Raw genomic sequence first — 11991 nt, forward strand, 5'->3', positions numbered from 1 at the left:
TTCAGACGCCGCGTTCAGCGGACTCCAGGGTGTTGACCATCAGCATGGTGATGGTCATGGGTCCCACACCACCGGGTACCGGCGTGATGTAGCCCGCCACCTCCTTCACGCCCGCAAAGTCCACGTCACCGCACAGTTTGCCTTCATCGTTGCGGTTCATACCCACATCGATCACCACCGCACCGGGCTTGACCATGTCGGCCGTCAGTACGTTGCGCTTGCCCACGGCGGCCACGATCACGTCAGCTTGCCGAGTCAGCGCTTTCAGATCTTTTGTGCCGCTGTGGCAGACAGTGACGGTGGCATTTTTCTGCAGCAGCATGAGCGCCATGGGTTTTCCGACAATGTTGCTGCGACCGATCACCACAGCGTGTTTGCCTTGGAGGTCATACCCGATGCTTTCCAGCATCTTCATGCATCCGTAAGGGGTGCAGGGCCAGAAGCCAGGCAGGCCGGTCATCAGCGCGCCAGCGCTGGCGATGTGGAAGCCGTCGACATCTTTTGTCGGGTCAATGGCTTCAATGACTTTCTGTGCATCCATGTGGGCCGGTAGCGGTAGCTGCACCAGAATGCCGTGGATGGTGGCATCCCGGTTCAGTGCGTCCACGCGGGCGAGCAGCTCGGCTTCGCTCATGCTAGCGGGCCAGGTTTCCAGCACCGAATGCATGCCGGTGTCCTCACAGGCCTTGACCTTGTTGCGAACGTACACCTGGGAGGCTTGGTTGTCTCCGACCAGGATCACAGCCAAGCCAGGTGTGATGCCCCGGGTCTTGAGCGCGGCGACACGTGCGCCGACATCGGCGCGGAGTTGGCGGGAAAGGGCGTTGCCGTCGATCAGTTGGGCGGTCATGGCAGGATACGGTGTGGTGGTTGAAATGGAAACGCCCGCCGGGACAGGGCGGGCGTTGGTGCCGCGGTGTGGTGGGCTAGACCTTGGCGGGTGTTTGTCCCAGTGCAATTTTGAGCAGGTCGGCCACGGTGTTGGCACCAAGCTTTTCCATGATGTTGGCGCGGTGCGCCTCAACCGTCTTGATGCTGATGCCCAAGTCGTCGGCGATCTGCTTGTTCAGCCGGCCGGCCACGATGCGCTCGAGAACCTGGGCCTCCCGGCTGGTCAGTTTGGACAGCAGAGCGTCGCGACTGGCGGCTTGCTGGTGGGTGGAAAAGGCGTCTTTGGCGTGTTCCAGCATGCGCTCAACCAAGGCCACCAGTTGCTCTTCCTTAAAGGGTTTCTGAATGAAATCCAGAGCACCTTTCTTCATCGATTCCACAGCCATCGGCACGTCGCCGTGGCCCGTGATAAACACAATGGGCAGTGGCGACTGGCGTTCGATCAGTCGATCTTGCAGTTCCATGCCCGTCATGCCACCCATGCGAATGTCGGCAATCAGGCACGCCACTTCGCGTGCGTCGTATCGGCTAAGGAAGGCTTCTGCAGACTCATAGCAGCGCACGCGGTAGTCTTTGCCTTCGAGTAGCCACTGCAATGAATCTCGCACGGCTTCGTCGTCATCGACCACATAGACAGTGCCTTTTTTGGGGATCAAACTCATCTCGCTCTTTCTATGTCCGTCAACGACTGTGCGGTGGTGCTGTCTGTTGTTCCTTCGGGGCGCAGTCGTGAAACGACAGGGATCCAGAAGCTGAAGCAGCAGCCCACCACTTCGACGCCATTGTAGATGTTCTGAACTTGCATCCTTCCGTGGTGCGATTCCACGATGCTTCGGCACAATTTGAGCCCAATGCCCATGCCCTCGCTCTTGGTGCTGTAGAACGCTTCGTAGATGCGTTCGATCATTTCGTCGGGGACGCCACTGCCCGAGTCGCGCACCGCGAACTCCACCACGTCCTGGTTGTCCTGTCGCTTAGGCCCCACCCGCAATTCCACATGGCGCTCCCCAGGCTGGCGGCCTGCCTGCGCAATGGCTTCACCCGCGTTCTTCAGCAGGTTGATGAGCACCTGTTCGATCAGGATCGGGTCTACCAGCAGGCTGGGCAGTCGGGCGGCTACATAAGGTGTCAGGCGCACCTGCTGTCGGCGCAATTCGATGTCGGCCAGTTCAATCGCGTTGCTTACCATCAGCGATACGTCGGACAGTGTGGGGTTGGGCTCGCTGCGCTTCACGAAGGCTCGGATGCGTTGAATGATCTGGCCCGCGCGCTGAGCCTGGCGCGCTGTTTTCTCTAGTGCACCGAGCAGTTCGTCTTGGGTGATTCGATCCTCCTGCACCCGCGAAATCATGCCATTGCAGTAGTTGCTGATGGCGGTGAGCGGCTGGTTGAGTTCGTGTGCCACGCTGGACGCCATTTCACCCATGGTAATGAGGCGGCTGGCGGTTTGCGCCCGCTCCGCCTGGCGCGAAGCCTGTTCTTCGGCGTTGCGTCGGGGCGTGATGTCGCTGGCAATCACCATCTGGGCCAGCCGGCCGTCCACCCAGGTGAGGTAACGGGTGCGTACCTCCAGCCAGCGGTCGAGTTCTTCCACGAAAACCTCGGCGTTTTCCGCACCCGCTTCGGTCAGGGTGTCGGTGGGCATGCCAGCGAACGCATCGACCGCATCGCCGTTGTCCGGGCTGGGCGTGGGCTGGTTGCCGGCCAGGTCCACCAGGTGCCGGTGGCCCTGACCCCGGGTGCCGAACCACAGGCGGTACATTTTGTTGGCAAACAGCATTTCGTCGCTGCCCAAGGGTGCCACCGACACGGCCGAGTCCAGGCTTTCCAGCACCGTGGTGAAGCGTTCATAGGATGCCGACAGCTCTTCGCGAATGCGCTTGGGTTCGGTGATATCGGTCATGGAGGTCATCCAGCCGGTCTGGTGCCCTTTGGGATCGATCAGCGGTGACACGTACATGCGGGCGTCAAAAATGCTTCCGTCACGGCGTTGCACCCGAACCTCAAAACCCCCAGGTGTTGATCGCCCGCTGAGCTCGTCTTCAAGTCGCGCGGTGAGTTGGTCGTGGTCGTCGTCGGGCCAATAGGGAAAGGGCGCTGTGCGGCCTACCAGCTCGCTCTCGGTCCAGCCGGTCATGGAGCAAAACGCCGGGTTCACGTAGGTGATGCGACCCTGGATATCCAGCGCGCGCATACCGGTGAGCATGGAGTTTTCCATGGCACGGCGAAAGTTGGTTTCAGCCACAAGGGCTTGCTGTGCTTGGACGCGCCGGCGCGTGTGGCGCCAGGTGCCCAGCAGCATCCAGACGGTGAGGGCGCTCAGCGCACCTATGACCCAAAAGAATCCGCTGCCCACAATGTCTTGCGAGGTGCGGTAACCCTGAGCCTTCAAGATCAGACCGTTGCCCACAGGAGACACAGCCACCTCATGTTCCAGTGGCTGATCAGACCACGGTAGCAAGCGCAGCACAGCATTGGGTGACTGCAGGCTGCCCGCTAGAACCCGGCCGCGGTCATCGAGCAATGCCACAGCGTAGCGAGCCATGACCTCAGGGGGAATGCCAAAGCGCATAAGCCCATCAATGGAGTATTCGCCCATCACCGTCCCGGCAAAACGACCTTGTTCGGACAGTGGCACCTGCAACATCAGTGTGGCGTTGAGGGGCTCTTCGCCCAGCGGGCGCGAATAAATGGGCTGGCGCAAGTCGCGTGCCAAGTCGAACGAGCCATCGGTTTCGTTGGGTGCCAGGGTGCTGCCAGGCAGTCGGATAAGGCTGGGAGGGGCGCTGGGCGAGGCGTAGCTGGCCAGTACATTGCGTCGGCCGTCCACCCAGCTGATGGCCAAGAGTTCAGGAAACTGACTGATGAGAGATTCAACCTGAAATTCAAATTCTTCATTTGAAATTTCTTTGTTGTCTACCTCCCGGGCCAAACGCATCAGTTGTTCCTGACGTTCAAGCAGGCGCAGCCGCAAGCGCTGTTGGGCATATTCCACGTCGCGTGTTACCGCCTCCTGTTCGCGTTCAAGTTCTTCAAAACGCAGGTAGGTGATGGCCACCACGATGGCCGATAGAAACAACAATACCGACAGCAGCGGAGCCAGTGTGGCAAAGCGGTCTTGCCGCGAGGGCGGCAGCTTGCGCCACCAGTGTTTCCACCAACGGGTGGATGCTGGCGCAGTGGTTGGATGGGGCTGGGGACTGGGCAGAGGAATCATCTCACTGGAAGTCTACGTGAGAGCTTGCCGTGCCACGACCTTGGATGGACAAATTGACCCGATTCATGCGTTGTTTTGTACTCACCATAATTTCATATTGTAGAAATTGAAAGCACATATTGAAATTTTAAAAGAGCTGTGGGAAAATTCGTGACACAGCGGAAGGCCCGCCGTAAGCTTTGTTCAAACCAACAGGAGACAGACATATGTCAGCGACCGACTCGCTCAATGGCCGTGGTACCGGGGATGTAGATGCCCAGGAAACCCGCGAATGGATGGAGGCGCTGGCCGCCGTGATTCAGCGGGAGGGTCCGGAACGCGCGCACTTCCTGCTGGAGCAACTGCTCGAAGAAGCCCGCCAGAACAGCATCGACCTGCCGTTCTCGGCCAACACCGGCTACGTGAACACGATCGAGACCAACGAAGAAGCCCGATGCCCAGGCAACATTGAGATCGAAGAGCGCCTGCGTGCCTACATGCGTTGGAACGCGATGGCGATGGTGGTCAAGGCCAATCGCCACAACCCGGAAGATGGTGGTGATCTGGGTGGCCACATCGGTTCGTTTGCCTCGCTGGCCCATATGTTCGGTGCCGGCTTCAACCACTTCTGGCACGCTGAAAACGAGAGTCACGGTGGCGACTGCCTCTACATCCAGGGTCACGTGTCGCCCGGCGTCTATGCCCGCGCCTACCTGGAGGGCCGCCTGACCGAAGAGCAGTTGCTCAACTTCCGCCAGGAAGTGGACGGCAAGGGTCTTTCCAGTTACCCGCACCCCAAGCTGATGCCCGAATTCTGGCAGTTCCCCACGGTGTCCATGGGCCTGGGCCCGCTGATGGCCATCTACCAGGCGCGTTTCCTGAAGTACCTGCACGCCCGTGGCATTGCCAACACCGAGAACCGCAAGGTCTGGGTGTTTTGTGGCGACGGTGAAATGGACGAGGTCGAATCGCTGGGCGCCATCAGCTTGGCCGCGCGCGAAAACCTGGACAACCTGATCTTCGTGGTGAACTGCAACTTGCAGCGCCTGGACGGCCCGGTGCGTGGCAACGGCAAGATCATTCAGGAGCTCGAAGGCGAGTTCCGCGGCTCCGGCTGGAACGTGATCAAGTTGCTGTGGGGTTCCAACTGGGACCCGCTGCTGGCACGCGACAAGGACGGCGCCCTGCGCAAGATCATGATGGACACGCTGGACGGCGACTACCAGGCCTTCAAGGCCAACGACGGGGCTTACGTGCGCAAGCATTTCTTCGGCCGCGATCCCAAGGCGCTGGAAATGGTCGCGCACATGAGCGACGACGACATCTGGAACCTGCGCCGTGGTGGTCACGACCCGCAGAAAGTCTATGCTGCGTACCACAAGGCCGTGAACCACAAGGGCCAGCCTACCGTGCTGCTGATCAAGACCGTGAAGGGCTTTGGCATGGGCAAGTCGGGTGAGGGCAAGAACAACGTGCACCAAACCAAGAAGCTGACCGACGAAGACATCAAAATCTTCCGTGACCGCTTCAACCTGCCGATTCCCGACAGCGAGTTGCCCAAGCTGCCGTTCTACAAACCGGCCGACGACACCCCCGAGATGCAGTACCTCCACGCCCGTCGCAAGGCGCTGGGTGGCTATCTGCCACACCGCCGCACCAAGGCCGACGAGAGTTTCACCGTCCCCTCGATTGAAACCTTCAAGAGTGTGATGGAGCCGACCGCCGAGGGCCGCGAAATCAGCACCACGCAGGCCTACGTGCGCTTCCTCACCCAACTGCTGCGTGACCAGGCGCTGGGCCCTCGCATCGTACCGATTTTGGTGGACGAGGCCCGCACCTTTGGTATGGAAGGCCTGTTTCGCCAGATTGGCATTTACAACCCGGCGGGTCAGAACTACACCCCGGTCGATAAAGACCAGGTGATGTACTACAAGGAAGACAAGGCCGGCCAGATCCTGCAGGAGGGCATCAACGAAGCCGGCGGCATGAGCAGCTGGATCGCGGCGGCCACCAGCTACAGCACCAGCAACCGCATCATGGTGCCGTTCTACGTGTACTACTCGATGTTCGGTTTCCAGCGCATCGGCGACCTGGCCTGGGCCGCTGGCGACATGCAGGCGCGTGGCTTCCTGCTGGGCGGTACCTCCGGGCGCACCACGCTCAACGGCGAAGGCCTGCAGCACGAAGATGGCCACAGCCACATCCTGGCTGGCACGATCCCGAACTGCATTTCCTACGACCCGACCTTTGCGCACGAAGTGGGCGTCATCTTGCACCACGGCCTCAAGCGCATGGTGGAAAAGCAGGACAACGTGTTTTATTACCTGACGCTGCTGAACGAAAACTATGCGATGCCTGGACTCACACCTGGTACCGAAGAGCAAATCATCAAGGGTATGTACCTGTGCAAGCCGGGTGCACAAGGTGGAACGCGCGTTCAGCTTTTGGGCAGCGGCACCATCTTGCGCGAGTCTATTGCTGCGCAGGCCTTGCTGGCGCAAGACTGGGGCGTGCAGGCCGACGTGTGGAGTTGCCCGAGCTTCAACGAGTTGACCCGCGACGGTCAGGATGCCGAACGCTTCAACCTGCTGCACCCCACCGAAGCACAGCGCGTGCCTTTCGTGACGCAACAACTGCAGCCGCATGCGGGTCCGGTGGTTGCCTCCACCGATTACATGAAAAATTACGCCGAGCAGATCCGTTCGTTCATTCCCAAGGGCCGTATCTACAAAGTGCTGGGCACCGACGGTTTTGGTCGCAGCGACTTCCGCAGCAAGCTGCGTGAGCACTTCGAGATCAACCGCCATTACATCGTGGTAGCTGCGCTCAAGGCGCTGAGCGAAGAGGGCACCGTGCCTGTGGCCAAGGTGGCCGAAGCGATTGCCCGCTACGGCATCAAAACCGACAAGGTCAATCCACTGTACGCATGAAGCTGGCTCCCTCTGAAGCGCTTTTAGCGCAACCCCTCAAGGGGATGAAACCAGCCTCCGGCAATGCCAGCGTGGCGGTTTCCAGGTGTGTGGCATCCGCTCTTGGGGCATTGAAAATCTGATTGGAGACGAATATGGCATTGGTTGAAGTACAAGTCCCGGACATCGGCGACTTTGATGAGGTGGCGGTGATCGAACTGCTGGTCAAGGTGGGTGACTCGGTGAAGGCCGAGCAGTCGCTGATCACGGTAGAGTCCGACAAGGCCTCCATGGAGATTCCCTGCGCAACGGCGGGCGTGGTCAAGGAACTGCGCGTGGCCATTGGTGACAAGGTCAAGCAAGGTTCGGTGGTGCTGGTGGTGGAGGCCGCCGGTGATGCGGTAGCCCCAGCCCCCGTGGCGGCACCTGCTGTTGCGCCAGTAACCGCTGTTGCCCCGGTGGCCGCCGCAGTGCCTGCGGCCGCAGCGGCGCCCGTCGCGTCGGGTCCCATTCACGTGATGGTGCCCGATATTGGCGACTTCAAGGACGTTGCCGTCATTGAGGTGATGGTCAAGCCGGGCGATAGCATCAAGCTGGAGCAAAGCCTGATCACGGTTGAGTCCGACAAAGCTTCCATGGAGATCCCGTCCTCGCACGCCGGCGTGCTCAAGGAACTCAAGGTCAAGGTCGGCGACACGGTCAACATTGGTGACTTGCTGGCGATTCTGGAAGGTGCAGCGGGCGCTGCTGTGCCGGCACCCGTAGCAGCAGCGCCCGCTGTCGTGGCCGCGCCTGCCGCAGTTGCTACTGTGGCCGTTGCCGCAGTGTCGACCCCGGTCGCCGCACCCGCCCACAACCCTACCGCCACGCCTGCATTGGGCCTGCCACACGCATCGCCTTCGGTGCGCAAGTTCGCCCGTGAACTCGGCGTGCCGCTGGCGGAAGTGCAAGGCAAAGGACCCAAAGGCCGCATCACGCTGGATGACGTACAAGGCTTTACCAAATCTGTCATGGCTGGCGTGGTGCAGACCTCTGCCCAAAAGGCCAAGGCGCCGGCACCCGCCAGTGCTGGCGGTGGTGGTTCGGAACTGGGTCTCATCCCCTGGCCCAAGGTCGATTTCGCCAAGTTTGGCCCCATCGAACGCAAGGAAATGGGCCGTATCAAGAAGATCAGCGGTGCCAACCTGTTGCGCAACGCCGTGATGATCCCGGCCGTCACCAACCACGACGATGCCGACATCACCGACCTGGAAGCCTTTCGTGTGTCCACGAACAAGGAGAACGAGAAGAGCGGCGTCAAGGTCACGATGCTGGCTTTCCTGATCAAGGCATCCGTTGCTGCGCTGAAGAAATTCCCTGAGTTCAACAGCTCGATCGACGGCGATTCGCTGGTCTACAAGCAGTACTGGCACATCGGCTTTGCGGCCGACACGCCCAATGGTCTGATGGTCCCCGTGATCAAGGACGCTGACAAAAAAGGCGTGCTGCAGATCAGCCAGGAAATGGGCGAACTCGCCAAGAAGGCGCGTGACGGCAAGTTGAGCCCGGCTGAAATGAGCGGTGCCACCTTCACCATCTCCAGCCTGGGCGGCATTGGTGGGCGTTACTTCACGCCCATCATCAACGCGCCCGAAGTCGCCATTCTGGGCGTTTGTAAGAGCAACATGGAACCGGTGTGGGACGGCAAGGCTTTCCAGCCGCGCCTGATGCTGCCGCTCAGCCTGACCTGGGACCACCGCGTGATCGACGGCGCCGCTGCCGCCCGCTTCAACGCCTACCTCGGCCAGATCCTCGGCGACTTTCGTCGCGTTCTGCTTTAAGTCGAAGGAACGGATATGGCACTGATTGATATTCAAGTTCCCGACATTGGTGACTTCGACGAAGTGGCCGTGATTGAGTTGCTGGTCAAACCCGGCGACACCATCAAGGCCGAACAAAGCCTGATCACCGTGGAGTCCGACAAGGCCTCCATGGAAATTCCTTCGTCGCACGCCGGTGTGGTGAAGGAACTCAAGGTGGCCCTGGGCGACAAGGTCAAGCAAGGCTCGGTGGTGCTGGTGCTGGAAGGCGAGGGCGCTGCCAGCGCACCCGCCACGCCAGCTGCAGCCCCTGCAGTTGCTTCGCCCGCACCCGCTGCTGCTGCTCCGGCCGCCGCTCCAGCCGTGGGCCCCACAGCCGCCAGCTTTGGCGGCAGTGCCGACATCGAGTGTGACTTGCTCGTGCTCGGCGCAGGCCCCGGCGGCTACTCCGCTGCCTTCCGAGCCGCCGACCTCGGCCTCAAAGTCGTGCTGGTCGAGCGCTACGCCCCATTGGGCGGCGTCTGCCTGAACGTGGGCTGCATCCCGTCCAAGGCGCTGCTGCACGTGGCGGCCGTCATGGACGAAGTCAGCCACATGGCCGACCTGGGCGTGGACTTTGGCGCGCCCACAGTCAACATTGACAAGCTGCGCGGCCACAAAGAAAAGGTGATCACCAAGCTCACCGGCGGACTGGCTGCCATGGCCAAGATGCGCAAGGTCACCACCGTGCGCGGCTACGGCGCCTTTGTCGGCCCCAACCACGTGGAAGTGGAAGAGACCAGTGGCACTGGCCAGGACAAGACCGGGACCAAGAAGGTCGTGGCCTTCCAGAAGTGCATCATCGCCGCCGGTTCACAGGCCGTGCGCCTGCCTTTCATGCCCGACGATCCGCGCGTGGTGGACAGCACCGGCGCGCTGGCGCTCAAGGAAGTGCCCAAGCGCATGCTGATCCTGGGCGGCGGCATCATCGGCCTGGAAATGGGCACGGTCTACAGCACGCTGGGTGCCCGCCTGGACGTGGTGGAGATGATGGACGGCCTGATGCAGGGCGCCGACCGCGACCTGGTCAAGATCTGGCAGAAGATGAACGCCAAGCGCTTCGACAACATCATGCTCAAGACCAAGACGGTGGGGGCCAAGGCCACGCCCGAAGGCATCGAGGTGACGTTCGCCGCCGCGGAAGAGGGCGGCACCGCGCCCGCGCCGCAGGTCTACGACCTGGTGCTGCAGGCGGTGGGCCGCACGCCCAACGGCAAGAAGATCGCCGCCGACAAGGCCGGCGTGGCCGTGACCGACCGGGGCTTCATCAACGTCGACATCCAGATGCGCACCAACGTGCCGCACATCTTTGCCATCGGCGACATCGTGGGCCAACCCATGCTGGCACACAAGGCGGTGCATGAAGCGCATGTGGCGGCAGAAGTCATTGCCGGTGAACTGCAGGGCAACAAGGAGCTGGCCGCGGCCGCCTTCAACGCCCGCGTGATCCCCAGCGTGGCCTACACCGACCCCGAGGTGGCCTGGGTGGGCCTCACCGAAGACCAGGCCAAGGCGCAAGGCATCAAGGTCAAGAAAGGCCTGTTCCCCTGGACGGCTTCGGGCCGCGCCATTGCCAACGGGCGAGACGAAGGTGTCACCAAGCTGCTGTTCGACGACAGTCCGGAAGCCCATGGCCACGGCAAGATCCTGGGCGGCGGCATGGTGGGCACGCACGCGGGCGACATGATCGGCGAGATCGCGCTGGCCATCGAGATGGGCGCCGACGCGGTGGACATCGGCAAGACCATCCACCCGCACCCCACGCTGGGCGAGAGCATCGGCATGGCGGCGGAGGTGGCGCACGGGTCGTGTACCGATTTGCCACCTGCGAAGAAGTAAGCGGCCCCAGTGGGCACAAGTAGAAGCCCGGACGGGGAGTCGTTCGGGTTTTCCTGGTGCGCCCAGCATGGGCGCACACCTGCGGGTGCAAGTCCCGCTGCGAGCTGGTCACAGTGAGCAAAGCGAGGCGCAACTGCACAAGGGTGGACCGGGTGTGAGAAGGAGACGTGGAGCGAGATGGACAAGAACCACAAGGAAGGCGCCGCCGATCAGGGCGAGCAGGTCGGAAGCTGCGAATTTCTTTGGGTCAAAGATCCGGTGGCACAGGCCAACGCCGGGCTGCTGCGAACCATCCGGGCGGCCCACCGTCAGGGTCGCCACCTACGGCATGCCCCGCATCCGTGCGGAGTTGGCCGAGCAGAGCATGATGCTTGGCGACCGAGCGCCATCCAAGCATTGCCTTTGGCAACCGGTGCAAAGAAATGGGCGTACACCCCTCAATGGGATCGGTCGGGGATGCCTGGGACAACGCCATGGCGGAGCGCTTATCTGCCACGCCGGTGTGCGAGCTCATTGCCCGGCGCAAATGGGACGCCAAGGCACAGGCCAAGTAGGCCATCTTCACCTGGATAGAAATCTGGACAGTCCGTGCAGTCGCCACTCAGAACTGAGCCAGATGCCGCCCAACAAAGTGGAACAATGCCATCTCAAGACCCAGCCGGAAGGTTCAAAACATCAGAGTTTTGACGCCGCTTGCGGTGCCAAGCAGGCACACATGGGCGCGTTGGTGGGCAAAAACACCCACCGTCACCACACCGGGCCATTGGTTGACCATGCTCTCAAAATCCAGTGGATCGGTGATGTGCAGACCCGTCACATCCAGTATGTGCTGGCCGTTGTCGGTGACCAAGGGTGCGCCGTCCTTGAGCCGAACCTGCGCTTTACCACCCCATGCTTCAAACTGCCGTACCAGCCGCGTGGAGGCCATTGGAATGACTTCCACCGGCAAGGGAAACGCGCCCAGGGTCTTGACCATTTTGGTCTCGTCGGCAATGCAGACAAAGCGACGCGATTGGGCGGCCACAATTTTCTCGCGCGTGAGCGCTGCACCACCGCCCTTGACCATATAGCCTTGGGCATCAATTTCGTCTGCGCCATCAATGTAGACCGACAACTCACCCACGGCATTGGCCTCAAACACCTGAATTCCCAGCGCTTGAAGGCGGGCCGTTGACGCCACAGAACTGGACACGGCGCCAGGGATCTGGTCTTTCATGGAAGCCAGCGCATCAATAAACTTGTTGACCGTGGAGCCTGTGCCCACGCCCACAATTTCGCCGGGGGTCACGTACTGCAGGGCGGCCTGGCCGACCAGGGT

The 11991-nt window shown here is 61.3% G+C and carries 7 protein-coding genes and 1 pseudogene; 4 read left to right on the forward strand and 4 right to left on the reverse strand.

Going from position 1 to position 11991, the window contains the following annotated elements:
- Nucleotide 1: 1 nt before the first annotated feature.
- The 3 genes from folD to Q7J58_RS00665 all read right to left on the reverse strand — a co-directional run bounded on the left by folD (nt 2) and on the right by Q7J58_RS00665 (nt 4108).
- Nucleotides 2–850 (reverse strand): bifunctional methylenetetrahydrofolate dehydrogenase/methenyltetrahydrofolate cyclohydrolase FolD, encoded by an 849-nt coding sequence (gene folD, locus Q7J58_RS00655; protein WP_304821915.1) that lies wholly within the window; start codon nt 848–850, stop codon nt 2–4.
- Between the two features lie 76 nt (nt 851–926).
- Nucleotides 927–1553, reverse strand: coding sequence for a response regulator transcription factor (locus tag Q7J58_RS00660; RefSeq protein ID WP_304821918.1), 627 nt, complete (start codon nt 1551–1553; stop codon nt 927–929).
- The gene (locus Q7J58_RS00665; protein ID WP_304821921.1) at nt 1550–4108 is read right to left on the reverse strand and encodes a PAS domain-containing sensor histidine kinase; all 2559 of its coding nucleotides are present in this window, start codon (nt 4106–4108) and stop codon (nt 1550–1552) included. The genes Q7J58_RS00660 and Q7J58_RS00665 overlap by 4 nt, the downstream gene beginning before the upstream one ends.
- 206 nt (nt 4109–4314) lie before the next feature.
- Between Q7J58_RS00665 and aceE the strand changes: the two genes are divergently transcribed.
- The 4 genes and pseudogenes from aceE to Q7J58_RS00685 form a co-directional block, all read left to right on the forward strand.
- The gene (gene aceE, locus Q7J58_RS00670) at nt 4315–7017 is read left to right on the forward strand and encodes a pyruvate dehydrogenase (acetyl-transferring), homodimeric type (RefSeq protein WP_304821924.1); all 2703 of its coding nucleotides are present in this window, start codon (nt 4315–4317) and stop codon (nt 7015–7017) included.
- A 134-nt stretch (nt 7018–7151) separates the two neighbouring features.
- On the forward strand, nt 7152–8816 hold the full coding sequence (gene aceF, locus Q7J58_RS00675) for a dihydrolipoyllysine-residue acetyltransferase (RefSeq protein ID WP_304821927.1): 1665 nt from the start codon (nt 7152–7154) through the stop codon (nt 8814–8816).
- Nucleotides 8817–8831: 15 nt separating this feature from the next.
- A complete protein-coding gene (gene lpdA, locus Q7J58_RS00680; protein ID WP_304821930.1) occupies nt 8832–10673 on the forward strand; it encodes a dihydrolipoyl dehydrogenase in 1842 nt (613 codons plus the stop codon).
- Nucleotides 10674–11056: 383 nt separating this feature from the next.
- Nucleotides 11057–11286, forward strand: a pseudogene (locus Q7J58_RS00685) (IS3 family transposase); the annotation flags it as partial.
- A 54-nt stretch (nt 11287–11340) separates the two neighbouring features.
- On the opposite strand, the gene rpiA reads toward Q7J58_RS00685, so the two are convergent.
- Nucleotides 11341–11991 (reverse strand): ribose-5-phosphate isomerase RpiA (gene rpiA / locus Q7J58_RS00690; protein WP_304821933.1); only part of this gene is annotated, 651 nt, incomplete at its 5' end.

This window comes from Hydrogenophaga sp. (assembly GCF_030656115.1).
Lineage (GTDB): Bacteria > Pseudomonadota > Gammaproteobacteria > Burkholderiales > Burkholderiaceae_C > Hydrogenophaga.

Excerpts from the sequence above, each read along its gene's own strand:
- lpdA (WP_304821930.1), top strand. The coding sequence starts at position 8,832 with ATGGCACTGATTGATATTCAAGTTCCCGACATTGGTGACTTCGACGAA.
- Q7J58_RS00660 (WP_304821918.1), bottom strand. The coding sequence starts at position 1,553 with ATGAGTTTGATCCCCAAAAAAGGCACTGTCTATGTGGTCGATGACGAC.
- Q7J58_RS00665 (WP_304821921.1), bottom strand. The coding sequence starts at position 4,108 with ATGATTCCTCTGCCCAGTCCCCAGCCCCATCCAACCACTGCGCCAGCA.
- aceF (WP_304821927.1), top strand. The coding sequence starts at position 7,152 with ATGGCATTGGTTGAAGTACAAGTCCCGGACATCGGCGACTTTGATGAG.
- folD (WP_304821915.1), bottom strand. The coding sequence starts at position 850 with ATGACCGCCCAACTGATCGACGGCAACGCCCTTTCCCGCCAACTCCGC.
- aceE (WP_304821924.1), top strand. The coding sequence starts at position 4,315 with ATGTCAGCGACCGACTCGCTCAATGGCCGTGGTACCGGGGATGTAGAT.